The sequence below is a fragment of the Nocardia araoensis NBRC 100135 genome, assembly GCF_000308435.1.
Lineage (GTDB): Bacteria > Actinomycetota > Actinomycetes > Mycobacteriales > Mycobacteriaceae > Nocardia > Nocardia araoensis.
In genome coordinates this window covers 30,963-53,602 of the sequence record NZ_BAFR01000153.1, presented here as the reverse complement: position 1 = coordinate 53,602, position 22,640 = coordinate 30,963, and the positions used below count along the sequence as shown (strand labels likewise).

Sequence of the window (22,640 nt, the reverse complement as noted above, 5' to 3'; positions counted from 1 at the left end):
GGCGCGTTCGAGCAGGTCGCGCGGCGCTTTGGCGGCGTTGTCGGCCTCGTGGGCGGCCGGGCGCAGGATCTCGGCGGCGAATTCCTTCACCGTCTCGACGATCATCTGCTGCTCATCGGTCGGCGTCAGGTCGAAGAAGTCCTTGTTCTTCGCCTCGTTGGTGGCCAGGCGCTTCGGCGCGCCGCCGCCCGCGACCTTGGCGAACGCGCGGGTCGCCGCGCCGAGCGTGCGGAAGCCGGTCTTGGTGCCCTCGTAGGTGACGCGCTCGATCGGCTTGCGCAGGTTGTATTTCTCGGCCAGTTCCGACCCGGTAATGCTCGTCATGACCCGCATCGCCGCGCCCATCCAATCCCGCTTGGGTTGGTTCAGGCCGACCGCGGACGTGTCTGGACGTCGCTTCGTTGCGCTGTCTCGAGTGCTCATCATCACCTGTTTTCTCGGATGGGTTCGGTGCGGTCTTACCCAGCTATCTTACTCCAGAGTAAGGCTATCTTACTGCTGAGTAAGAAGTGCGTCGAGGTGCAGCATACGCGGGGAATCTGCCCCTTGCTGGACAAGTGCCCGAAGTTGCGTCCAAGGGGTCGGTCGTCGCCTCCGGTCACGTCGTTCTATCCCCGTGCGGCGCGATGAGCTGCGCTTACGGTAGGCAAAGGGGCGTTCCCGGCCGGATAGCCGAATCCGCCGCTGCATGTTCGCCTCCAATCCAAGGCGATCGCGATGATCGATGCAGATTCGTTACCGAGCCGACCGCTGCAGATCCTTCGCCTGAGGCTTGCGGGCTGTATGGCCCGATCCCTCGGAGGAAGTGCCGAGCATGGCGCTGGTGCGATCGGTAGCGGCGAACCCACGCCGGGTAAGGACAGGGGATGTCTACGGAGGCGGCCGACGCTGGTGCCGTGATTACAATCCGACGCATGTCAGGGATCTTCGACTGGGCCCGGCCGGACAACGTGCAGCCGGAGTCGATCACGGTCGACATCTGGCGCGAGCTTCCCGAAGAGTACTGCCGCTTGGTAGAAGTGGTGAACGGAGATGCGGTCCGTTGCGAATCGCCGAGCAGGGCACATCAGAAAGCCGGCCACCGGCTACTGGCCATGCTGGAATCGGCGGCTCGTGAATATATGGCCGAAGATCCGTCGGCATGTCTCGATGCCAACCACGACTTCGACGTGGTGCTCTGGGAGGTCCCCCGAGCGACTATTCGGCGTCCCGACATCGCACTGTTCGAGTGCGTGCCAGCGGATGTGCGACCGATGCCCGCACGCCATCTGAAGATCGCCGTCGAGATCATCTCGCCCAGTCATGTGAAGACCGACCGACTCGAGAAGATGGGCGAATACGCCGCTGCCGGAATCCCCTGGTACTGGCTGGTCAGCGTTTCGGACACCGAGGTGACCGCCATCGAGACCTACGGCCTCGACCACAGCGTCGGCCACTACCGGCTCGCCCGCGTCCTGAAGCCGCAAACGGCGTTCGCCGTCGACCTGCCGATCCGTATCCACCTCGATTGGGATCAGCTCACCGATCTCGTGCTGTAGAGATCCGCTCGACCGACGCCGCGTATGGGGACTCGTCGCGGTGCGGCGCCGCCCGCGATCGTCATCGGTACCGGGCTCGGCAGTGGTCCGTCCGGGCCGGTGGCACAGGCGTACACCGGCCCGGACGATCACTCGCGCACGTAGTACCGCAGCGTCGCGTAGGCGGTGATGGCCGCGAAGACGATACCGGTCGGAGCGATGACGAGCGCGGTCATCGCGATGTCGTCGCCGGTGATGCGCGGGAAGACCTTGCTGGCGAACAGGTCGCCGAGGGCGCGGTCGATCACGAGTGGGCGGGCGATGAGCAGGCCGAGCATCGCGAGCAGGGAGCCGGCCAGCGCGGCAACCACGGCCTCGAGCAGGAACGGCAGCTGGGTGTACCAGCGGGTCGCGCCGACCAGTCGCATGATGCCGACCTCGGTGCGGCGGGTGAACGCGGCGATCTGCACCATGTTCGCGATCAGCATCACCGCGGCCAGCGCTTGCAGCACGGCCAGGCCGAACGCGGCGTTGCGCAACCCGTCGAACAGGCTGACCAGCCGGTCCACGATGTCCTTGTCGTTGCGCACCATGCCGACGCCTGGGCGGTCGTAGAACTTCTCGTAGATCGTCGGATAGAGCTCCGCGTCCTCCATCTTGACCCGCAGCGACGCGGGCAGCGGCGTCTCGCTGACGTATTTGGCCAGCTCGGGCTGGTCCTTGAAGGTCTTCTCCTTGGCTTCGCGGACCGCTTCCTCGCGGTTGAGGAACTGGACCGACTCGACGCCGCCGGTCGCCTTCAGGTCGGCCATGAGCGACCGGCACGGGTCCTGGGAACAGTCCGGGTCGTTGGCCGACACGTCCTCGGTCAGGTACAGCCGCACCTCGAGCCGGTCCAGGAAGTACTGCTCGGTCTTGTCCGCGATGCGTACCGCCAGCAGACCGCCGCCGAGCATGGTGAGCGAGACCGCGGTGGTCAGGATCATCGCGATGGTCATCGTGACGTTGCGGCGCAGGCCCGCGAAGACCTCGCCGAACAGGAAGCTCGCGCGCATTACCGGCCCACCCCGTACACGCCCGTCGCCTCGTCCCGCACCAGGCGTCCGTGGTCCAGCTCGACCACCCGCCTGCGCATCGCGTCGACGATGTGATTGTCATGGGTGGCCATCACCACCGTGGTGCCGATGCGGTTGATCCGCTCCAGCAGCATCATGATGTCGGCGCTGGTGTCGGGATCGAGGTTGCCGGTCGGTTCGTCGGCCAGCAGCACCAGCGGCCGGTTCACGAAGGCCCGCGCGATCGCGACGCGCTGCTGTTCACCACCGGAGAGCTCGGTCGGCAGCCGGTCGGCCTTGCCGCCGAGGCCGACCATGTCGAGCACCTCGGGAACCGTGCGATCGATGACCTGGCGCCGCTTGCCGATGACTTCCAGCGCGAACGCGACGTTCTGGTACACGGTCTTCTGTTGCAGCAGCCGGAAATCCTGGAAGACGCACCCGATCCGCTGGCGCAACTTGGGCACCTTGCGGCCGGGTAAACGGTCGACCCGGAAATCGGCCACTCTGATCTCGCCCGCCGTCGGCGTCTCCTCCTTCAGCAGCAAACGCATGAAGGTCGACTTGCCCGAGCCGGACGGTCCGATGATGAAGACGAACTCGCCCTTGCCCACATCGACGGTGATGTTGTCCAGCGCGGGTCGCGTCGAGGTCTTGTACGACTTGGTCACGTTCCGCATGGTGATCACGGGGAGCCAGTGTAACCAGCAACCGGGCGCGGCCTGCGTTGTCAACCACGGGTGACAGTGCGAACGGCGCGAGCGGCCGGGTTCAGCGCTCCGGTTGTTCGGTGAAGATCGCCGCAGGAACAGCGTTGACCAAGGTGGTCGGAGCGGTGGTGGTCTCATCCGGTTTGACGAATACGTACAGCACGAACGTGGCGACCCAGGTTGCCATCAGGATCGCCGTGGATCTACGTGGTCTCACTGATTCCCTCCCGGCGCAGCGCCGCGGCGACTCGTACCCGCAGCTCGCGTCCGACGTCGAACTGTTTACCCGGCAAAGTCCGGGCAACCATTCGGATGTTCATCTGGTCGACGGTGAGGTCTTCCACACCCATGACGGTGGGCTCGTCGAGCAGCAACGGCTTCAGGCGAGCGTCCTCGTACGCCTTCGCACCCACCTCGTGCAGGATCTCGTTGACCCGGGTGATGTCGGCGCTGGCGGACACCGGCACGTCGATCGCGGCGCGCGCCCAATCCTTCGACAGGTTCGTCACCTTCACGATCTGGCCGTTGGGCACCGTGATCACTTCACCGTCGGCGTTGCGCAACGTGGTGATCCGCAGCGTGACATCCTCGACCGTGCCTTCCGCCTGCTCCGCGGCTCCGGTCACCGCGATGCGGACCACGTCGCCGAATCCGTACTGCCGCTCGGTGATCAGGAAGAAACCGGCGAGGATGTCCTGCACGATGCGCTGCGCGCCGAAACCGAGCGCGGCGCCGAGCACCGCGGCGGGCGCGACCAACCCGGTGACGGCGAAGCCGAGCCGCCGCAGCACCTCCATGGTGATCAGCACGTAGACGATGGTCAGCACCACCCAGGTGATCACCTGGGCCAGTGCGTGCCGATGCTTGGCCGCCTCGGTGCGCACCAGCGCGTCGCTGCTGCGGAATCCGGCATCGATTCTGCGGGTGACCCGGTCCCGCACGTAGGTGGCGAAGCGGCTGAACAGGATGGCGCCGAGGATGAGCAGCACGATCTCCAGGCCCGAACCGCGTAGCCACGTGGTGAAACCGGTGGAAGCGATCGCCTGGACTCCCGCGACATTCATCTAGCTCGCCTGCTCTCGCATCCGCCAGCGGATCCCCGACTCGATGAACCCGTCGATGTCGCCGTCGAGCACCGCCGACGGGTTGTTGACCTCGTAGTTCGTCCGCAGGTCCTTGACCATCTGGTAGGGGTGCAGCACGTAGGAGCGCATCTGATTGCCCCAGGACGCACCCTCGTTGGTCTTCAGCGCGTCCATCTCGGCGCGCTCTTCCTGCCGCTTGCGCTCCAGCAACTTGGCCTGCAGCACGCGCATGGCCGAGATCTTGTTCTGCAGCTGGGATTTCTCGTTCTGGCAGGTGACCACGATGCCGGTGGGCAGGTGGGTGATGCGGACCGCGGAGTCGGTGGTGTTGACGCTCTGGCCACCCGGGCCCGACGAGCGATACACGTCGACGCGGATCTCCGTCTCCGGCACCTCGATGTGGTCGGTGGTCTCCACCACGGGCAGCACCTCGACCTCGGCGAAGGAGGTCTGGCGGCGGCCCTGGTTGTCGAACGGGCTGATCCGCACCAGCCGGTGCGTGCCCATCTCGACCGACAGCGTGCCGTAGGCGTAGGGCGTCTTCACCGCGAAGGTGGCGCTCTTGATACCCGCCTCCTCGGCATAGGAGGTGTCGTAGACCTCCACCCCGTACTTGTGCCGATCGGCCCAGCGGATGTACATGCGCATGAGCATCTCGGCCCAGTCGGCGGCGTCCACGCCACCGGCGCCGGAGCGGATGTTCACCAGCGCGTCGCGCTTGTCGTACTCGCCCGACAGCAGCGTGCGGACCTCCATCGCCTCCACATCGCTGTGCAGCGCGGCGCGCTCGGCGTCGGCCTCGGCGAGTGCGTTGGTCCTGGCCTCGCCCTCTTCCTCTTCGGCCAGTTCGTAGAGCACCGGCAGATCGTCGAGCCGCTGGCGCAGCTCCTCCACCCGGCGCAGCTCGCCTTGGGCGTGCGACAGCTCACTGGTGACCTGCTGGGCGTGGTCCTGGTCGTTCCACAGGTCGGGGTCGGCGGCCTGATGTTCGAGCTCGTCGATACGACGGCGCAGCTCGTCGATGTCGAGGACCGATTCGACCGTCTTGAGGGTGGCGTCGAGTTCGGCGAGATCAGCGGAAACGTCAGGATGCACGATCGTCAAGCCTAGCCGCCCCTCTTCGGCCGCAGCACACGAGTGCACGCGGTGTGACCGGGGACGCCGCCTGCACGGGTGGTTCGAGCCCGACGCGGGCTCAGCGGACGGATCGCCGGGACGTCGCGCGCTCGCTCGACAACCCGCGCGGCGCGGGTGAGCTGTGACGGACGCCTCATGGGCTTCTACCCTAAACGGCGACCGCGCTTGGCGCAGTTGGTGTTTGGAATCGGCGGTGGAGGTGCTCGTCCGAGCGCGCGGTGGACGTCGGTCGTGCCTGATCAGTCGTCTTGCCGGGCGGACGGATCCCGTGCGCGGCGGGCGGTGTGTCGAACCCCACTCCCTCGGCCCTGCCGCGCTGCCGTTGCCCTCGGTTCCGGCCCGCTCAGCCCGAGACCGCGCGCAGTCCGCCCGGGCGGCGTCCGGCGAGGGTGTCCAGGGCCGCGGCGGTGGCCTCGTCGGCCGGAAGATAGACGATCACCCGCTGGTCGTCGTCGGCGGAGAGATCGAGGAACTCGTAGGCCAGGCGCAGGGAACCGGCTTCGGGGTGGACGAGACGGGTGATGCCGGTGGCGGCGGCCAAGCTCGGCACGGTGTCGACCCGATCGGCGAACGCCGGGCCCACGGTGACGGTGAGTTCATCGGCGAGCGCGGCGATGTGCGCGTCGGCGCGGAACGGGCCCTGTTTCAGCGTGGCGACCGTCTCATCGGCGACGTGCTCCCAGTCCGCGTAGACATCGCGGGCGCCGGGCGCGCAGAAGACGAAACGCGCCAGGTTGGGCGGGGTGTCCGACCCGTCGAAGAGTCCGGTCGGCGCCATCAGCCGGTGGTAGGCGCCGGTGTGGGCGAGAACCTCGGTGAGGCGGTTGACCACCACCGCGGGCGTCGGCTCGAGCCGGTCCAGGATCGCGCGCACCGTCGGCCGCACCTCGCGCAGCGGCTGCGCGTCTCCCATGCAGGTGAAGCCGCTGTCCACCGACTTGGTCAATCGGTGCAGGTGCACGCGTTCGGCGGGGCTCAACCGCAACGCGTCCGCCAGCGCGGAAAGCACCGGGGGCGAGGGACGCCGGTCGCGACCCTGCTCGAGGCGCGTGACGTACTCCACGCTCACACCGGCCAAGGTGGCCAACTCGGCGCGGCGCAATCCCGGTGTGCGCCGCCGCGCGCCGGTGGGCAGGCCGACTTGGGCCGGCGTCACCGCTTCACGGCGGGTACGCAGGAACAGCCCCAATTCGTTGTCGCTCACTCGTCGAACCTAACAAGGTTCATCGCCCGCAGGGTGTCCCTGCCACTACCACTCTTACGGCGGTCTCCCTCGGTCGCGGGCCCGGCAGCAGATTGGGTGGGCGGCCCGGCCGGGCCGTTCTTGTGATCGGAGGAGGAACAGCATGTCCAACGCCCCACTGAAGCTCGCGGTGATCATCGGCAGCGTTCGCGAGGGACGTTTCGGGCCGGTCGTGGCCAGCTGGTTCACCGAGCAGGCTCGGCGGCACGGATCGTTCGAGGTGGACGTCATCGACTTGGCCGAGGCGGACATCCCATGGGAGCTGCCCGCGGTGCCGCCGGCGATGGACCCGGACCCGCAGCGCCCAGAAGGGATGGCCGACCTCACGCGCAGGCTCACGGCGGCCGACGCCTTCGTCATCGTCACGCCCGACTACAACCGGAGCATCCCCGCGTCGTTGAAGGCCGTCATCGACTGGCACTTCACCCAGTGGGATGCGAAGGCGATCGGTTTCGTCGGCTACAGCGGCGCCTCCGGCGGCCTGCTCGCCATCGAGCACCTGCGGCAGATCTTCAACGAACTCAACGCGCACACCGTGCGCAACTACGTGTCGTTCCCGCGCTACTACCTGCTCTTCGACGACGAGGGCGAGCTGCGGGAGCCGGAGGAGCCCGCGGCAGCCGCGACGGCGATGCTGGACCAGCTGCACTGGTGGGCGAGCGCGTTGAGCGCGGCACGGTCGCTGCAACCGGTGGGGTGAGCTCGGGATCGGTGCGGACTCGCTCGTCCCGCATGGCTGGGTCGCCACGGCGGACCCACGCGGGGGTGGGCCGAGCACGCACCGCGCCAGTGCCCTGTGGCCTTCGTCGACGCCTGTGCGCCAACATGCCGGTATCAGATGGGGAAGGCGCTGCGACCGATCCCACCCGGCTGTGTTCCTGTGCACTCCGGCACGGTTGACGGCAGTGAGCAGCCGGGCCGATAGGGTGCGGAGCGTGGCTGTGTACTCCTCCGACCTCGAACTCGCCCTGCGACTGGCCGATGCCGCCGACGAGATCACCCGAGTTCGTTTCGGTGCGCTGGACCTAAAGGTCGACGCGAAACCGGATCTGACGCCGGTGTCGGACGCCGATCTCGCGGTCGAGCAGGCGCTCCGGCAGGTGCTGTCCGAGGCGCGGCCGGACGACGCGGTGCTGGGTGAGGAATTCGGCGGCGCCGTCGAATTCAGCGGGAGGCAGTGGGTCATCGACCCGATCGATGGCACCAAGAACTTCGTGCGCGGAGTGCCCATCTGGGCGACACTGATCGCGCTGCTGGAAGACGGCGAACCGGTCGTGGGCGTGGTCAGCGCGCCCGCCCTGGTACGGCGCTGGTGGGCAGCGGCCGGGGCGGGGGCGTGGTCGAGCTTCGAGGGGCGGGAAGCCGAGCCGATCTCGGTCTCCGCCGTCGGCGAGCTGGGTTCGGCGAGCCTGGCGTTCTCCAGTCTGTCCGGCTGGCGCGACCGCGGCCTGCGCGAGCAGTTCATCACCCTGACCGACGATGTCTGGCGGGTCCGCGGCTACGGCGATTTCTTCAATTACTGCCTGCTGGCCGAAGGCGCCGTCGATATCGCCACCGAGCCGGAGGTTTCCCTGTGGGACCTGGCCGCCCTGGACATCCTCGTCCGCGAAGCGGGCGGACGTTTCTCCTCGCTGGACGGCGCACCCGGTCCGCACGGTGGCGACGCCATCGCCACCAACGGCCTGCTGCACAACGAGGTTCTCGACCGTTTACGCGGGTGATCGGGCTGAAAGCCGTGCGCTGCCGGGTACGACGGTCGGGAACGGCGGCCTGACCCGAGCAGCGCAGCGGACGCGTCGTTCAGCTCGCGTCCCGCGCATCCAGAACCTTCTCCATCAGCATGACGTGCGTGGTGCCGTGGAACCGGGGCGGCAGCGTGGTTTCCCGGAGTTCGACGAAACCTTGTGCGGCGTAATACTTCCGGAGCACGTCGTTGTCCGACGCAGTGTCCAAGCGCTGCCGGGTGACGCCGCACGCCAGCGTGCGTTCGGCGCAGAACTGTAGGATTCGGGGACCGAGGTCGCGGCCCCGGTATTCCGGCGCGACCATCAGACCGTGGATGTAACCGGCCGCGGTGTCGTCGTCCGCACCCCAGAACTCCGGGTCCTGCCAGATGAGACGAACGGCACTGATCAGCGCGCCGGACGCGTCGCGCCACACGAACCACTCGCCCCGGGCCGCTTCCTCGGCGACGACCGCTGTCGCGTACTCGCCGGGCACCCATTGCCCGATGCCGTTGTCGACCATCCACCGCGCCAGCCGATCGCGTAGGCGCGCTATCTCGTCGGCGTCTTCCGGAGTGGCCGCCACCATGGGTGCCGCTTCGACCACGACTTTCCCTCCTCGGATGGGTACAACTCGGCGACCTCCTGGTCCCGGAGCGCGTTCGGATCTATCCGGCCCGGGCCGGAGTCGCCGGGGTCAGGTCGATCCCGGCTGGCGGGCGCAACCGGCGCAGGGCGCCGTCCATGCTGGTCACGAACAGTGCCCAGGAGTCGCCGTCATGGTCGATACGCACCGACGTGGCGCCGTCCGGTATGTTCCGCACCGGAGCGGGTTTGATCAGGCCCGTGATGATCGCGCAGGTGGCGCCCGTCGCCGTGTCCACCTGATAGACGGCACCGAGCACGTGATCGGCTACGAACAACGTGCCTGCCCTGGTGGCCTCCATATCGTCGGGCACAGATACCAGCTCCGGGAGGCCGGAGACCACGCTGGGACGTGCCGGATCGTCCAGCCGGACGCGCAGGATCTGCAGCGTCATGGTGTCGACGTAGACCGATTCGCCGTCGGCGGCCAGCGCGAGGCCGTTGGCCGGCGGCAGCACCGACCAATCCCGCTCGTATTCGCTCGTCTCCGGCCAGTAGCGGGAGATCCCGTTCGATCCGCCGAGACCGATCGTGGTGAACAGCAAGCTGCCATCCCGCAGCAACAGCAGGCCGTTGGGCCCGTTCAACCCGGTGAGCAGGACGCGCACGGCGCCCGTCTCGAGGTCGTAGCGCTGGAGCGTGCCCGGCGGTTCGCTGAGCCCGTCCCCGGTGAGGAAATAGATATAGCGCCCGGCGAGGCGCACGCCAGCCGGGCGGTACAGGTCCGTGACCAGCTTCTCCATCCGTCCGGCCCGGTCGACGTGCGCCAAGTAGCCGTCCATCAGACCGGTGACGTAGAAGCCGCCCCGCCCGTCGGAATCGAGATTCTCCAGCTCGCCGGCTGCTTCGACCACGGTCGTGGTCTCCCAGCCGTCCGAGCACCGGGCGGGGAACGTCTCCGCCTGCGCCGCCGGTATCGCCGCGGTGACCCCGGCGGCCACCGCGACGGCGCTCAGCACCGCCGCGTACGCCCGAATCCTCATCCGTTTCGCCATGAGCGACAACATAACAGCGCCGCACCACGCAGGCAGGGCCCGCGAACTCCGCTCGCGGGAAGGAAACGCGAGGTCGGCGCGCCGAGAAGGAGTGGAACGGTCTCCGTTGTCCACATGTGGACAACTCGGCGGCCCAACAAGGCGAACGCCGAACCGTGCGGGTACCGCCCCGCCCGTGCGCTCGTAGGATGGGCCGGGTGACTCCCCCCGATGATTTCGCTGCTGTAGCGACCGAAGCCGCGTCCGGATCGGACGCCGGATCCGTTGCGGCGCAACAGGTGCTACGCCGAGTCTTCGGTTACGACAGCTTCCGCGGCGACCAGCAGGCGATCGTGCAGCACGTGATCGACGGCGGCGACGCGCTGGTGCTCATGCCGACCGGCGGCGGCAAGTCGCTCTGCTATCAGATCCCCGCTCTGGTGCGTCCCGGCGTCGGTGTGGTGGTCTCTCCGCTGATCGCCCTCATGCAGGACCAAGTGGACGCGCTCAGTGCGCTCGGTGTGCGCGCGGGCTTCCTCAACTCCACCCAGTACCCCGATGAGCGCCGGACCGTCGAAGCGCAATTCGTCGCGGGCGAACTGGATCTGCTGTACCTGGCCCCGGAACGGTTGCGCCTGGAGTCCACCGCGCAGCTGCTCGATCGCGGCAAGGTCGCGCTGTTCGCCATCGACGAGGCGCACTGCGTCTCCCAGTGGGGTCACGACTTCCGGCCCGACTACCTGGGTCTTTCACTGCTGCACGAGCGGTGGCCGGACGTGCCGCGGATCGCGCTCACCGCGACCGCCACCGAGAAGACCCGCGACGAGATCATCCAGCGCCTCGACCTGGGGGCCGCCCGCAGGTTCGTGTCCAGCTTCGACCGCCCCAACATCCAGTACCGGATCGAGCCGAAGAACCGTCCCGAGCGCCAACTGCTGGAATTCATCCGCACCGAGCATGCCGGGGACGCGGGCATCGTCTATTGCCTGTCGCGCAACTCGGTGGAGAAGACCGCGGCGTTCCTCACCGAGAACGGCATCAGCGCGGTGCCCTATCACGCGGGCTTGGACAACCGCACCCGCGCGGAGAACCAGGCGCGCTTCCTGCGCGAAGACGGGCTGGTCGTGGTGGCGACCATCGCCTTCGGCATGGGCATCGACAAGCCGGACGTGCGTTTCGTCGCCCATCTCGATCTGCCGAAATCGGTCGAGGGCTACTACCAGGAGACCGGGCGCGCCGGCCGTGACGGGCTGCCGTCCACGGCATGGATGGTCTACGGCCTCAGTGACGTGGTGCAACAGCGCAAATTGATCGACTCCTCCGAGGGCGACGCCGCCCACCGCCGCCAGCTCCAATTGCACCTGGACGCGATGCTCGCGCTGTGCGAGACGGTCGGCTGCCGGCGCACGCAGCTGCTCGCCTACTTCGGCGAGCCCGGGTTGCCCTGCGGCAACTGTGACACCTGTCTGGCGCCACCACAATCCTGGGACGGCACGGTGCCCGCGCAGAAGCTGCTGTCCACCGTGCTGCGGCTGAAGCGGGAACGCGGCCAGAGCTTCGGCGCGGGTCACATCGTGGACATCCTGCTCGGTAAGAAGAGTCCCAAAGTCCTGCAATACGACCACCACGAGCTGAAGGTGTTCGGGGTCGGCGCCGACCTGCGCGACACGGAGTGGCGCGGCGTGGTGCGGCAACTGCTGGCCCACGGGCTGCTGGCCGTGCACGGTGATTACGGTGTGCTGACGCTCACCGAGGCCAGCGGCGAGGTGCTGTTCGACGGACGGCAAGTGCCGCTGCGCCGCGAGCCCGAACGCCGAACCAAGCCCGCCCGGGCGGCCAAGGCGGCCAAGGCGGCCTCCGTCGACCTGACGCCCACCGATCTTCCGTTGTTCGAGAAGTTGCGCGAATGGCGCGCGGCCACCGCGAAGGAGCAGGGCGTCCCCGCCTACGTCGTCTTCCACGACGCCACCCTGCGCGAAATCGCGGCGCGCAAGCCCACGAGTCTCGCACAGCTCGGCGGCGTCAGCGGTGTCGGCGAGAACAAACTGGCGAAATACGGCGAACAAGTGCTCGAGGTGCTCGCCGCCGGATGAACCATTACCGTCACGCGGGTCACCGATGGCGAGGACGGTCGCCGGACCAGGCCGCCGAAAACTGTGGAGGGCAAGTGTGAGTCGGAGCGAGACGATCGGGCGCAGGGCGTTCCTGGCCGGCGCGGCCACCCTCGCGGCCGGGACTACGTTGGTCGGGCGCACGCCCGCGCACGCGGTACCCGTCGCCGAGGGCGTCACCAAGTTCCCCTTCCCGGCCGAGCGCCGGGTACGGGTGCTGGTGACCGGCGACGCGGGCACCGGCACCCGCACCCAGTGGGCGGTCGCCGAGGCCATGCGCGCGCTGCACGGTCGTGAACCCGTCTCCTTGGCATTGGGCCTCGGTGACAACATCTACGAGCACGGGCCCGACGGCGCGGCCGACGCCCAGTTCGCCGACAAGTTCGAAAACCCCAATGCTGGACTGGATTTCCCCTGGTTGATGGTGCTGGGAAACCACGACAACAGTTCGGTTCTCGGCGGTGACGGCGGGTGGTTGCTGCGCGGCAACGCCGAGGTGGAATACCACGCGAACTCCCCGCGCTGGTGGATGCCGAGCCGCTATTACTCGGTGCGGATTCCGGAGCGGAAGCCTGTCGTCGAATTCTTCGTCCTCGACGTCAACCCGTTGGCGGCCTACGTGCCGCCGGTCTTCTCGCCGTACTGGGCCGTCGACGGCCGATTCATGAACGAGCAGCGTGACTGGCTCGATCGCGCCCTGGCCGACTCGCCCGCCACGTGGAAGATCGCCTGCACCCATCACCCGTATCTGAACAACGGCCCGCACGGGGACGCGGGCCGCTACGAGGGCCTGTCGCTGGAACCGATCAACGGCGTGCACGTGAAACGCTTCATCGAAGACCACGTGATCGGCCGGTGCCACGTGATCCTGTCCGGGCACGATCACTCCCTGCAAGTGCTCGAACCCACGGCGGAGTCGAAGGGAACCAGGCAGATCGTGTCCGGCGCGGCCGCGAAAACGGTGGGCGCGGAGCCGCGGCTCGCCGCGAGCGCGGGCCACGGTGCGCTCTACGAGAACTACCACGAGCTGGGCTTCATGGTTCTCGAACTCACCGACGACGGCATGGACCTGGGCGTACACACGGTCGATCCGGCCACCGGCGCGTCCGCCGAGGCGTTCCGGCGTCGGCTGGCCTGAGTTCCAACTGTGTTGCGCCGCGACGGAATTGCGGCGCGTCGCCCTCGCGGCGGCTACCGTTCTGGCTATGGCGCCGGGTGATGGTTCCAGTGACGCGGGTGATGATCTGTCCATCGGCTCGGTGGGGGGTGAGGCCCCGGACGTGCCGCCGCAGGTGCGCAGCAGGACCGATCCGGCGGTCGAGAACGTATGGCTCCGGCGCAGTCCGCCGCCGGGGCGTCCCGGCGTACCACGGATGTCGACCGTGGCGCTGCTCCTCGCGTTCCTCGCCGTCCTCGCGCTCTACGTGGTGCTGCATCAGGGCGGTTAGCGAGTCCGCGACCTGCGGGAATAATCCGGTTGCCGGGTCACTTAAAGTGGACCGTTATGAAGGAGAGAGGGCGCAAGGTCATCGCGACCAACCGCCGGGCGCGGCACAACTACACGATCCTGGACACCTACGAGGCCGGGATCGCGCTGGTCGGCACGGAGGTGAAGAGCCTGCGGGAGGGCAAGGCCTCACTGGTGGACGCCTTCGCGACGGTGGACAACGGCGAGGTGTGGTTGCGTGGGCTGCACATCCCCGAGTTCAGTCACGGCACCTGGACCAACCACGCGCCGCGCCGGGTACGCAAGTTGCTGCTGCACAAGCGCGAGATCGAGCGGCTTGTCGGTAAGTCGCGGGAGGGCAACCAGACGCTGGTGCCGCTGTCGATGTATTTCTCCGACGGCAAGGTGAAGGTCGAGCTGGCGCTGGCCAAGGGCAAGCAGGACTACGACAAGCGGCAGGACTTGGCCCGGCGCACCGCCGAGCGAGAGGTCACCCGTGAACTGGGACGGCGGGTCAAAGGCATGAGGTGACCGCCGTCCTGCTGGCGCTGGTCGCCGCGGTGGGCTACGGCGTAAGCGACTTCTACGGCGGTGTGGCGTCGCGGCGGGTGACCGCGCTGCGTGTCGTCATCTACACCTATCCGTTCTCGGTGCTACTGGTCCTCATGCTGCTCCCGTTCGTGCCCGGGAGCCCGGACGCGGCGTCGTTGTGGTGGGGTACGGCGGCGGGTGTCGCGAGCGGCGTCGCGGTGTGGTGGTTCTACGCCGCGCTGGCCAGCGGTCCGATGGCCGTCGTGTCACCGCTGACGGCGGTGCTGGTCGCCGGAATTCCGGTACTGGCAGGCCTGGCGACCGGCGAGCGTCCCGGCCCGCTCGCCTTCGTTGGCATCGTGTTCGCCTTGGTCGCCGTGCTGCTGGTGAGCCGGGAGTCGCCGGACGACGTGACGGAGGAGATCACCGGCGGACGTGAATTGCGGTTCACCCGCAAGGTCGCCGCGCTGACCATCGGTTCCGGCGCCGCGTACGGTCTCGCCTTCGTCTTCTTCCACGAGACCGCGTCCGATTCGGGGCTGTGGCCGTTGCTGATGCAGCGTGTCGCTGCCACCGCGGTGGTCTGGCTGACCGCGCTGACCGCCGGAGAGTTCGGGCGGTTGCGCGGTGAGCCGCTACGACTGGCGGGTTACATCAGCGTGCTGGACGTCATCAGCAACGCGGCGCTGCTGTACGCCTTCCACGGGTCGCTGTTGTCGCTGGTGAGCGTGATCGGCTCGCTCTACCCGGCGGTGACCGTGCTGCTGGCGATGGTTCTGCTCGGCGAGCGAGTACACCGGCAGCAGCAGGTCGGCCTGTTCCTCGCGCTGGCCGCGGTCGCGCTCATCGCCGCGGCTTGAGTTCACGCGCCGCTCGGTCGCGGTGTGGGTCGAGTCCTCAGGCGACGGCGAATATCCGCCGCCCGAGCCGGAGAGACCTGGCTGGAGTTCCCGAGGACCCGGACCCGCCGTCGGAAGCGTCGCCGATGCAAGCCGATCGCGCGCGTCACCGTGTGCACGGTTCGTGGATCGATATCCGCTTCAGGGTGGGACTGCGATAGTCGGCCACCACGGTGCGCGATCCCAGTGACGTGGACGGGTCGGGCACGTTGACCACCGCCCGCTGCGCCGCCACATCGGGTTCGTCGCGCCCATAGATCTGCGGCGCCGCCATCCCTTCGGAGTCGACGGTGAGCCCGGCAAGGGCCTTGCGGAGGGTCGGCCGGTCCATGCTGCCCGTCTCGGCTGCCTTGGTGAGCAGCGCCTTCAGCGGATACGAGATCGCCCAACCGAGGTTGTAGCCGAAGTTGGTCGGTTCGCTCGGCGCGGCGTTCCTGGCGCGCTGGGCTCCGGTGCTCGCGCCGTCCCAGCCGTCGAACGGAGAGGTGTAGTTGTACAGCGCCGTGAGCGCGGGCGCGGCGGGTGTCTTGAGCAGCGCGCTGTTCCAGGTCGGGGTGGACCCGAGGAATCGGCCGGTGTAACCGGATTTCGCCAATTTGCCGACGATTTCGGCGGTCTCGGCTGGCCCGGTGGCCAAGAGCACCACATCGGGCGGATCTGCCAACAGTTCGGAGACCGGGTAGTCCTGATTGCCGACTTCGGTGTTGGGTCCGGTGTCGATCCGCTCGGTGATCGTCGCGCCGTTGTCCAATGCCCACTTGAGCGCCCCGCCGGCGTAGTCGCCGCCGTAGTTGCCGCGGTAGGCGACCACGCCGAGCGTGCGTGGCTGGTAGAAGTTCTGCGCGAACCAATCGAGGCCGAGCACGGCTTCCGTGCAGTACGAGAAGCCGTCGTCCAGCACCAGATCGCGGTCGGTGGCGCGGTATTGCCAACCCGACCAGAGGGTGCCCGCGCCGGTCACCAGGTCCGCCTCGTCCATCTCGTGCAGGACGGCGAGCGTCTGGGCGGTGCCGAAACTCATCGCGAGCGCCAGCACGTGCGGCGCCACGTTCTCGAATTCCGTGACGTGCCTGCGCGGATCGTAGGCCGTGTCGCGGGTGTAGGTCGTGATATCGATCTCGTAGCCGCCGATGCCGCCCTGCTTGTTCACCTCGTTCCAGAACGCTATCTGCCCGTCCTGCAAAGACTTTCCGAGCGGAGCGAAGGGGCCGTTGTTCAGGTCCGACAGGACGCCGAGATAGATGCAGCCCTTGTCCCGGTGAATCGCGTGGGGGCAGGCTTCGCGGGTGACGCCGGGGGCGGCGGCGGGCGACGAGCTCGAGCAGCCGCTGGTCAGGACGAGCCCGAGCGCGAGGGGAGCGGCCACGAGACGAAGTAGCCGACGAAGATTACGGTGAAGAGGCATGTCTCGCTCGCTTACGGCTGCACGCAGGGCTCGTTGAGGGTGATGCGGTCCTGAGTCGGGCCGTGATAGTCGGTCGCCAGGGTCATCGCGCCGAGCGGCGCGGTCTGATCGGGCGCTTCGATCACGGCTCGCTGCCGGGTGAGGTCGGGTTTGACCGCGCCGTAGGTGTGTTCGGGGATCGCGCCCTCGTAGTCGACGCGCAGGCCGTGCACGGCTTGCCGGACGCCCTTGCGAGTCAGTTTGCCTTCGTTGACCGCCCGGGTGAGCAGTGCCTTCATCGGATAGGAGAACATCCAGCCCGCGCTGTAGCCCCAGGTGGAGGGCTCCCTGGTCGCCGAGGCCCTGGCCTTCTTGGCGCCCGCGCTGGTGCCGTCCCAGCCGTCCAGCGGCGAGGTCATGTTGTAGCGAGCGGTGATCGCCGAGGCCGCAGGGCTTTTCAGCAGGCCGCCGTTCCAGGTCGGGCCCGAGCCGAGGAACCTGCCGGGGAAACCGGCCAGCGCCGCCTTGCCCATGATCTCACCCGCCTCCGCGGGTCCCGTGGCCAGCAGCACGAGATCGGCTCTGGAATTGAGGATCTTGGCGACCGCGGCGTCCTGGTTGCCGATCTGGGTGTTCGGCTCGGTGTCGATCTGCGCCACCAGGTCGACCCGATTGGCCGACGCCCATTTCTTGGCGCCGGTGGCGTAGTCGCCGCCGTAGTCGCCCTGGTAGCTGACGGTGGCGATCGAACTCGGCTTCGCTTCGTGCTCGGCGATCCAATCCAGGGCGATGATCGCCTCGGAGCAGTAGGAATAGCCGGACTCCAGCAGCAGACCCTTGTCGCTGTTCTCGAATTGCCAACCCGACCACAGGGTTCCGGCAATGGCGATCATGTTCGCCGCGTCCATCTCGGAAAGTACCTTCTGCGTCTGCACGGTGCCGAAACTCATCGAGAGCGCGAGGATGTGCGGCTCGATTCTCCGGTAGGCCTCGGCGTGCTTCTGCAGATCGTAGTTCGTGTCCTCGGTGTAGGTGGCGATGTCCACCTCGTACTTGCCGCCGATCCCACCAGCTTCGTTCACCGCCCGCCAGAACGCCAGCTGGCCGTTGTTGATGTCCTTGCCCAGCGCGGCGAACGGCCCACTCGTCAGATCGGACAGCACGCCGAGATAGATACACCCTTTGCGCGAGTCCACCGCGTTCGGGCACGGGTCGGCGGTGACCCCGGGTTCGATGGCGGTCGACTTGTCGCGCAGGGCGGAACACCCCGTGAGGACGAGCCCGGCGATGACGGTGAGGGCGGACAGGCGCAGCAACCTGTCCCGAATGGTGCGAACTGCCAAAGTGTTTCCTTAGTCTGAAATCGAGATCCGCTGCTCAGAGCCGATCGTACGGCTCGTGCAGTGTAAGTCGGGTTCGTCGTCGGGCCTCGAGAATCGGCTACCAGCATCCGGGAAGGGTTCGAGGCGAGATTCGCCGCGCAGTGGGGGCATGCGATTCGGCCGCGGTCGGCGCGCGTGCTCGCGGAGCGCCATCACCGGGTCGATCGTCCGTCGGCTCGCGGGTGGTGGCCGGTTCGCGCTCCTGTCGAACGGGGGAGCGTGGCAGGCATTACCCGGGTTCGGGCGGACACCCCTCGTAGGCGGCGCGCCGACCCGGGAGCGGGGAGCCCTGACCTGCGGCGATTGCGTCCGTGGACGACGTCGCGGTGTGGCGACCGCCACCACTGGATAACGGGATGATCCACGCTTCTCCCGGTGTTAACATGAACAGCCCGGCAAGGTGCTGGGGCGTACGGGGCTGAACGGTTTCGACTGCGTACGTTGATTCAGGGGAAGCGTGTCGGTGCAGGCAAGAGACCACCGTAAGCGTCGTTGCAACCAATTAAGCGCCGATTCCAATCAGCGCGAGTACGCTCTCGCTGCCTGATCAGCAGAGCGTCTCTGTCGGCCCGGGGCATGCCCTCGGCTCCGGTGCCGGCATCAGCTAGAGGGCTCACCGTCCTACTCGGTCGCGGAGTAGGGCGGGACATCGAACAGCGGCTGGGATCGTCATCCGGGCTTGTTCGCGGGACCCGGAGATCCGAGTAGAGACACAGCGAACTGCACACGGAGAAGCCCTGAAGACGCGGCGGAGGACCCGGGTTCGATTCCCGGCAGCTCCACGAGGCCCCTGACCTGATACCAGCAGGTCAGGGGCCTTTTTCATGCCCCGACCACTCGTAGGTCGGGGCGCGTGGGCACATTTTGGGCACATCTCGCCGCGGCATCGCGGTATCCGGCGCCCATCCGATCAGCTACGCCGTCGAGATCGTCGTCGAACAAGTGCCCGTAGTTGTCGAGCGTCATCGTCGCCGACTTGTGCCCGAGCTGGCGTTGGATCGTCTTCACGTGCGCGCCGCTGGCGATCATGAGTGACGCCGCGGTGTGGCGCAGCTGGTGAGCCGTCACGCGCGGGAACGTCGCCGGGCCGTCCGGCTCGCCGTCGTCGTCGAGCGGCACGGACGCCGCGATGCACCGGCCCACCGCCTTCGTGAACCAATGGGTTGTGGTCGGTGGCCGGATCGGCCCGCCGTCGGACGGACGCGACCACAGCAGGCCCACAGGGTCACGCTGCGCGGCGACGACCGGCGCCAGGAGGTCGGCGACTTCGGCGGGCACCGCGACTGATCGCAGCTCCCACGTCTTCGGTGTGGTGATCACCGTGCGAGAGTTCACCTTGGACGCCGAGCGCACGACATGGATTCGTCGCCGTCGGAGGTCCACGTCACGCGGGCGCAGCGCGGCCATCTCGCCCCACCGCAGGCCCGAGTACGCGAGCAGCATCACAATCTCTTGGCCCTTGCTGCACTCGGCAGCGAGGCGGGCCACCTGGTCGTGCGTGAGGTAGACGTGATCGACAGGCACCCGGCGGGGGAGCGGTACACCGGCAGCTGGGTTCGCCGGTATCCGCCGCTCGTCGACCGCCTCACTGAGGATCGCGGACAGCACCCCGTGAATGTCGGCGACCGTCGACGGTGCCCGGTCGATTCCCGCGATCCAATCGCGAATCTCGGGCCGCGTAATCGAAGCGAGTTGCCTTGTGCCCCATTGAGGTTCGATGTGTACACGCCAGATCGACTCGACGCGCTCAGACCACGATTCCTTGGTGTGGACCTGGCGCGCGATCCACGCCGCGCCCATATCGGCGACCGTAAGCCGACCCATCGACGGCGCGATGTAGTCGCCGGTCATCTTCTTGACCTCGACCGTAGCGGCGAAGTTTTCGGCGTCGATCTTGCGCCGGAACCCGCGCTTTTTCGTCTGCTTCCCGTCGGGTTTGCGGTAGCGCACCATGTGGCGCTGGTGCTCCCGCTTCGTGCAGTCGTCGGGGCACGACGGCTTGCACAGCTTGTACTGCTCAATCGTCGCCATCAGTAGACCCAGTCTGCCTCGTAATCGCTTCGGACACTGCCCATTTCGGGCGCGACCGGATCATGAAACTGAATTGCCGCTGAGGGTCGTCGTAGGCACCGGGCAGGGCATCGCCGCGTAGCCACTGGAAGATGCGCACGGCGGTGTCCGAATGTGCTGTCGTGCGTACCTGATCGGATCGGTCGGCCGACTCGGGCATCAGCAGTGTGAGCGGCGAAACCTCCAGAGCCGCAGCCAGGGCCACGAGGTCATCGGCGTCGATGCGCCGCTCCCTGCTCTCGATCTTCCGTAGGCCGAGCGTCGGAATCGTCCGACCGATCGCCTGGAGGCGACGAGAAAGTTCGGCATAGCTGAGGTTGCTTTGCTCCCGCATCTTCTGGACGTTCGCGGCAACGGTTTCGCCCGTAGCGCCCAGGGGGTTCTTCTTCTCTGCCATGAATGAAGCATATGCGATGAAAACCATCGCATGCGAGTTCACTTGACATCACATCGGAATTATTGTAATCATCGTAAGTGCGATGATTTGCATCGCAAACTAGATCGAATACCACTGCACGGAGGTTTGATGAGGACAGTGTTGACCTTGCTGTTCCTGTCCCTGATGGCTATTGACGCCGCGGACGGGTTCGCGACGCCGAACGAACTTGCCGAACGCTGGCACACCACCAGGGCCGCATTGGCCCAGCTTCGCTACCTCGGTCGCGGACCCAAGTACCTGAAGCGAGGGCGCCGGGTGCTCTACGCCTGGTCCGAAATCCGCGACTACGAGGCCAAGAACACGGTCGGGGCCGCCTGATGCCTGAATCCCCGCCCGGAATCGGAAGCGGCCCGGTCGAGCGGCTGGTACCCGCTCGCCGGGCCGAGAACACCAACCCTCACCACAAAGGAAGTGTCGAAATGACAATACCAACCCCCCTCACCGCGGCGCAGTTCGACCGCCCTACCTGCAAGGACTGCGGCAACCAGCGCGGTCCGTGGGTACCGACCGAGAACTTCCGCGACGAGCTCGGTGGACAGGTGTTCCGGTGCGCGCCCGGCCACGGATGCGCCGCGATCATCAACACCGCCGAGTTCGACCTGGCGTGCTCGGTCTGCAAGAAGGTCATCGCCACCGTCAGCGCGCCGTTGCCGGACGTTCCGGTCAAGTGCCAGACCTGCCGCCGCGACCCCGGCTGCGCGTCCTGGTGCCCAACCGGCGACGGACACCCCGACGAGTTGTTCACCGACGACCGGATCTGCTATGGCCCTGAGCAGGTCATCGCGCTGACGATCGAACCGGCGCCGGGCGTCGGCCTGGTCGCCAGCGCCGAAGTCTCCCCGGTGCGTCGGCCCGGCGGCAGGGACAGCGTCTACATCGCGGTGAACCAGCGGCACGGCACCACCGACTTCGACGCCACGGTGTCCGAGGCGCGGCAGCTCGCGGCCGTCCTGCTCCAGGTCGCCGACGTCGTGGACGCGGACTGAGGGGGCAGCGCCGTTGACCGAAAACAACTACGAAACCCAGGGCGTGGCCGAGCTGGTCACGCCTTCGGGCGTTCCCGTGACGGAGCTGTACGAGGACAAGTTGGACGCGGCGGTTCTCGCCGCTGCGCGTGAGCGTGGATTCCGGCTCGCGGTCCGATGCAACCGCTGTGGGCAGTGGGTTGTTGCCGCGAAATCTGTTGCCCTGCACCTCGGCCCGACATGCCGCCGCAAGATCGCGATCGAGAAGGGGGATGCCGCGTGACCGTGGAAGCTCTCCCCCTGGAATACGCACTGGCCTACGCCCGTGCCGGGTTGTCCGTGCTGCCGCTGGTTCCACGCGGGAAGCTCCCCGCCTGCGCGCACGGCAAGGACGACGCCACCACCGACCCGGAGGTGATCCGGGCGTGGTGGCACCAGAACCCGCGCTACAACATCGGCATCCGGCCCGCCGACACCACGGTGGTGCTCGACGTCGACCCGCGATCAGGCGGCACCCTCGAACAACTCGGCACCATTCCGGAGACGTGGACCGCGCACACCGGTGGGGGCGGCTGGCACTTGTGGTTCCGATACCGGGGCCGATGCCGGGGGAAGCTGGCTGGTGCCACAGGGATCGACGTCAAGACCAGCGCCGGATATCTCGTGGTCGCGCCCAGCGTGCACCCATCGAACCGCCGGTACGAGTGGGCCAACAAGGCCCGTATCGCGCCGCTGCCCGAACACCTGGTGGATCGGGTGGCCTACCCGGTGCGCCAGCAGTACCGCGCCCGGCCGTCCGCGGACCGCAACGAAGGCCTGATCCGCACCGTGGCCACGGCCGCCCCGGGGAACCGAAACCATGCGCTGTTTTGGGCCGCCTGCCGCGCGATCGAGCAGGGCGCCGACCCGGCGCTGATGGACCTTCTGCGCGCCGCGGCTGCCACGGCGGGGCTCAGCGCCCCCGAGATAGAGCGGACCCTGATGTCCGCGGAACGGAGACGTGCATGAGCAACGGACTCGACTTCTCCCATGCCGCTGAAGGCTCCGGTCCGACTCTTCCGGAACCGCCCGCGGCCTGCCCAGCGCACCGCAGGATGTTCCACGGTGGCTGTTCGGACTGCCGCGCCCTGTACGACGAGCAGATTGCTCGGCAGCGGCACCGCGGATCCGGTACTCCGAAACCGGTCTCCGGAGTAACCGGAGAAACCGGCGGAAGTGGCGGAACTGGAGACACGACGCCGCCGGTTTCTCCGGCTCCGCCAGATTCTCCGGTTTCTCCGGAGCAGGGTAGGGAACCGGTTTCTCCGGCTCCTCCGGTTTCT

At 67.6% G+C, this 22,640-nt stretch carries 25 protein-coding genes and 1 other RNA gene; 13 read left to right on the top strand and 13 right to left on the bottom strand.

Features of this window, described 5'->3' with window-relative positions; all coding sequences use genetic code 11:
• On the bottom strand, window positions 1-429 hold a 429-nt coding region (locus tag ON21_RS21050), incomplete at its 3' end, for an acyl-CoA dehydrogenase family protein (RefSeq protein ID WP_373281142.1).
• Between the two features lie 485 nt (window positions 430-914).
• On the opposite strand from ON21_RS21050, the gene ON21_RS21045 reads away from it, so the two are divergent.
• Window positions 915-1,538 carry a Uma2 family endonuclease gene (locus ON21_RS21045; protein WP_039800070.1) on the top strand — a complete coding sequence of 208 codons (624 nt, stop codon included), beginning with the start codon at window positions 915-917 and terminating at the stop codon, window positions 1,536-1,538.
• Window positions 1,539-1,666: 128 nt separating this feature from the next.
• Here the strand turns inward: ON21_RS21045 and ftsX are convergent, their stop codons facing one another.
• The 6 genes from ftsX to ON21_RS21020 all read right to left on the bottom strand — a co-directional run bounded on the left by ftsX (window position 1,667) and on the right by ON21_RS21020 (window position 6,708).
• Window positions 1,667-2,572: a permease-like cell division protein FtsX gene (ftsX, locus tag ON21_RS21040; RefSeq protein WP_039800069.1), complete on the bottom strand. Its 906-nt coding sequence runs from the start codon at window positions 2,570-2,572 to the stop codon at window positions 1,667-1,669.
• Window positions 2,572-3,261, bottom strand: coding sequence for a cell division ATP-binding protein FtsE (ftsE, locus tag ON21_RS21035; RefSeq protein WP_039800068.1), 690 nt, complete (start codon window positions 3,259-3,261; stop codon window positions 2,572-2,574). The genes ftsX and ftsE overlap by 1 nt, the downstream gene beginning before the upstream one ends.
• Before the next feature lie 82 nt (window positions 3,262-3,343).
• Window positions 3,344-3,469, bottom strand: coding sequence for a hypothetical protein (locus ON21_RS40625; RefSeq protein ID WP_281032683.1), 126 nt, complete (start codon window positions 3,467-3,469; stop codon window positions 3,344-3,346).
• Between the two features lie 16 nt (window positions 3,470-3,485).
• Complete coding sequence (locus ON21_RS21030; RefSeq protein ID WP_039800067.1) at window positions 3,486-4,346, bottom strand: mechanosensitive ion channel family protein; 861 nt, start codon at window positions 4,344-4,346, stop codon at window positions 3,486-3,488.
• Complete coding sequence (gene prfB, locus ON21_RS21025; RefSeq protein ID WP_039800096.1) at window positions 4,347-5,462, bottom strand: peptide chain release factor 2; 1,116 nt, start codon at window positions 5,460-5,462, stop codon at window positions 4,347-4,349. It lies immediately after the preceding gene.
• 385 nt (window positions 5,463-5,847) lie between these two features.
• Window positions 5,848-6,708, bottom strand: a complete 861-nt coding sequence (locus tag ON21_RS21020) for a helix-turn-helix transcriptional regulator (protein ID WP_039800065.1) — start codon at window positions 6,706-6,708, stop codon at window positions 5,848-5,850.
• A 142-nt stretch (window positions 6,709-6,850) separates the two neighbouring features.
• Here ON21_RS21020 and ON21_RS21015 point away from each other — a divergent pair, with 142 nt between their 5' ends.
• Together ON21_RS21015 and hisN are read left to right on the top strand one after the other, a co-directional pair.
• Window positions 6,851-7,447 (top strand): NADPH-dependent FMN reductase, encoded by a 597-nt coding sequence (locus ON21_RS21015; protein WP_039800063.1) that lies wholly within the window; start codon window positions 6,851-6,853, stop codon window positions 7,445-7,447.
• Between the two features lie 235 nt (window positions 7,448-7,682).
• Window positions 7,683-8,468, top strand: a complete 786-nt coding sequence (hisN, locus tag ON21_RS21010) for a histidinol-phosphatase (RefSeq protein WP_039800061.1) — start codon at window positions 7,683-7,685, stop codon at window positions 8,466-8,468.
• A gap of 79 nt (window positions 8,469-8,547) precedes the next feature.
• On the opposite strand, the gene ON21_RS21005 is transcribed toward hisN, so the two are convergent.
• Together ON21_RS21005 and ON21_RS21000 are read right to left on the bottom strand one after the other, a co-directional pair.
• Complete coding sequence (locus ON21_RS21005) at window positions 8,548-9,078, bottom strand: GNAT family N-acetyltransferase (RefSeq protein WP_245562672.1); 531 nt, start codon at window positions 9,076-9,078, stop codon at window positions 8,548-8,550.
• A 61-nt stretch (window positions 9,079-9,139) separates the two neighbouring features.
• A complete protein-coding gene (locus ON21_RS21000) occupies window positions 9,140-10,111 on the bottom strand; it encodes an NHL repeat-containing protein (protein WP_083880776.1) in 972 nt (323 codons plus the stop codon).
• 197 nt (window positions 10,112-10,308) lie between these two features.
• Here ON21_RS21000 and recQ point away from each other — a divergent pair, with 197 nt between their 5' ends.
• The 5 genes from recQ to ON21_RS20975 all read left to right on the top strand — a co-directional run bounded on the left by recQ (window position 10,309) and on the right by ON21_RS20975 (window position 15,039).
• Window positions 10,309-12,183 (top strand): DNA helicase RecQ, encoded by a 1,875-nt coding sequence (gene recQ / locus ON21_RS20995; protein ID WP_039800092.1) that lies wholly within the window; start codon window positions 10,309-10,311, stop codon window positions 12,181-12,183.
• A gap of 76 nt (window positions 12,184-12,259) precedes the next feature.
• The gene (locus ON21_RS20990) at window positions 12,260-13,339 is read left to right on the top strand and encodes a metallophosphoesterase (RefSeq protein WP_039800057.1); all 1,080 of its coding nucleotides are present in this window, start codon (window positions 12,260-12,262) and stop codon (window positions 13,337-13,339) included.
• A 67-nt stretch (window positions 13,340-13,406) separates the two neighbouring features.
• The gene (locus ON21_RS20985; RefSeq protein WP_039800055.1) at window positions 13,407-13,649 is read left to right on the top strand and encodes a WLR motif membrane protein; all 243 of its coding nucleotides are present in this window, start codon (window positions 13,407-13,409) and stop codon (window positions 13,647-13,649) included.
• 56 nt (window positions 13,650-13,705) lie between these two features.
• Window positions 13,706-14,179: an SsrA-binding protein SmpB gene (smpB, locus tag ON21_RS20980; protein WP_039800053.1), complete on the top strand. Its 474-nt coding sequence runs from the start codon at window positions 13,706-13,708 to the stop codon at window positions 14,177-14,179.
• Complete coding sequence (locus ON21_RS20975; RefSeq protein WP_174372191.1) at window positions 14,176-15,039, top strand: DMT family transporter; 864 nt, start codon at window positions 14,176-14,178, stop codon at window positions 15,037-15,039. Before smpB ends, ON21_RS20975 begins: the two co-directional genes overlap by 4 nt.
• 145 nt (window positions 15,040-15,184) lie before the next feature.
• Here the strand turns inward: ON21_RS20975 and ON21_RS20970 are convergent, their stop codons facing one another.
• Window positions 15,185-16,444 (bottom strand): ABC transporter substrate-binding protein, encoded by a 1,260-nt coding sequence (locus ON21_RS20970; protein ID WP_245562671.1) that lies wholly within the window; start codon window positions 16,442-16,444, stop codon window positions 15,185-15,187.
• 50 nt (window positions 16,445-16,494) lie between these two features.
• The gene (locus ON21_RS20965; RefSeq protein WP_039800051.1) at window positions 16,495-17,805 is read right to left on the bottom strand and encodes an ABC transporter substrate-binding protein; all 1,311 of its coding nucleotides are present in this window, start codon (window positions 17,803-17,805) and stop codon (window positions 16,495-16,497) included.
• A 453-nt stretch (window positions 17,806-18,258) separates the two neighbouring features.
• Here ON21_RS20965 and ssrA point away from each other — a divergent pair.
• Window positions 18,259-18,629: a transfer-messenger RNA gene (gene ssrA / locus ON21_RS36545) on the top strand.
• Between the two features lie 37 nt (window positions 18,630-18,666).
• Here ssrA and ON21_RS20960 read toward each other — a convergent pair.
• Together ON21_RS20960 and ON21_RS35945 are read right to left on the bottom strand one after the other, a co-directional pair.
• A complete protein-coding gene (locus ON21_RS20960; protein ID WP_039800049.1) occupies window positions 18,667-19,875 on the bottom strand; it encodes a tyrosine-type recombinase/integrase in 1,209 nt (402 codons plus the stop codon).
• Entirely contained in the window at window positions 19,862-20,311 is a 450-nt protein-coding gene (locus ON21_RS35945; protein ID WP_086006460.1) for a helix-turn-helix domain-containing protein, read from the bottom strand. Before ON21_RS35945 ends, ON21_RS20960 begins: the two co-directional genes overlap by 14 nt.
• 129 nt (window positions 20,312-20,440) lie before the next feature.
• On the opposite strand from ON21_RS35945, the gene ON21_RS20950 reads away from it, so the two are divergent.
• The 4 genes from ON21_RS20950 (at window position 20,441) to ON21_RS20935 (ending at window position 22,326) form a co-directional block, all read left to right on the top strand.
• On the top strand, window positions 20,441-20,671 hold the full coding sequence (locus ON21_RS20950; RefSeq protein ID WP_245562670.1) for a DNA-binding protein: 231 nt from the start codon (window positions 20,441-20,443) through the stop codon (window positions 20,669-20,671).
• Between the two features lie 101 nt (window positions 20,672-20,772).
• Entirely contained in the window at window positions 20,773-21,339 is a 567-nt protein-coding gene (locus tag ON21_RS20945) for a DUF6907 domain-containing protein (protein WP_039800048.1), read from the top strand.
• Between the two features lie 13 nt (window positions 21,340-21,352).
• Window positions 21,353-21,601: a DUF6011 domain-containing protein gene (locus ON21_RS38560; protein ID WP_039800047.1), complete on the top strand. Its 249-nt coding sequence runs from the start codon at window positions 21,353-21,355 to the stop codon at window positions 21,599-21,601.
• The gene (locus ON21_RS20935) at window positions 21,598-22,326 is read left to right on the top strand and encodes a bifunctional DNA primase/polymerase (protein WP_051021158.1); all 729 of its coding nucleotides are present in this window, start codon (window positions 21,598-21,600) and stop codon (window positions 22,324-22,326) included. Before ON21_RS38560 ends, ON21_RS20935 begins: the two co-directional genes overlap by 4 nt.
• The last annotated feature ends 314 nt before the right edge of the window (window positions 22,327-22,640 follow it).

Coding starts and splice junctions, on each gene's coding strand:
- ON21_RS21045 (WP_039800070.1), top strand. CDS start 915: ATGTCAGGGATCTTCGACTGGGCCCGGCCGGACAACGTGCAGCCGGAG.
- ftsX (WP_039800069.1), bottom strand. CDS start 2,572: ATGCGCGCGAGCTTCCTGTTCGGCGAGGTCTTCGCGGGCCTGCGCCGC.
- ON21_RS40625 (WP_281032683.1), bottom strand. CDS start 3,469: ATGGCAACCTGGGTCGCCACGTTCGTGCTGTACGTATTCGTCAAACCG.
- ON21_RS21030 (WP_039800067.1), bottom strand. CDS start 4,346: ATGAATGTCGCGGGAGTCCAGGCGATCGCTTCCACCGGTTTCACCACG.
- ON21_RS21015 (WP_039800063.1), top strand. CDS start 6,851: ATGTCCAACGCCCCACTGAAGCTCGCGGTGATCATCGGCAGCGTTCGC.
- ON21_RS21000 (WP_083880776.1), bottom strand. CDS start 10,111: ATGGCGAAACGGATGAGGATTCGGGCGTACGCGGCGGTGCTGAGCGCC.
- ON21_RS20985 (WP_039800055.1), top strand. CDS start 13,407: ATGGCGCCGGGTGATGGTTCCAGTGACGCGGGTGATGATCTGTCCATC.
- smpB (WP_039800053.1), top strand. CDS start 13,706: ATGAAGGAGAGAGGGCGCAAGGTCATCGCGACCAACCGCCGGGCGCGG.
- ON21_RS20960 (WP_039800049.1), bottom strand. CDS start 19,875: ATGGCGACGATTGAGCAGTACAAGCTGTGCAAGCCGTCGTGCCCCGAC.
- ON21_RS35945 (WP_086006460.1), bottom strand. CDS start 20,311: ATGGCAGAGAAGAAGAACCCCCTGGGCGCTACGGGCGAAACCGTTGCC.
- ON21_RS20950 (WP_245562670.1), top strand. CDS start 20,441: ATGAGGACAGTGTTGACCTTGCTGTTCCTGTCCCTGATGGCTATTGAC.
- ON21_RS20945 (WP_039800048.1), top strand. CDS start 20,773: ATGACAATACCAACCCCCCTCACCGCGGCGCAGTTCGACCGCCCTACC.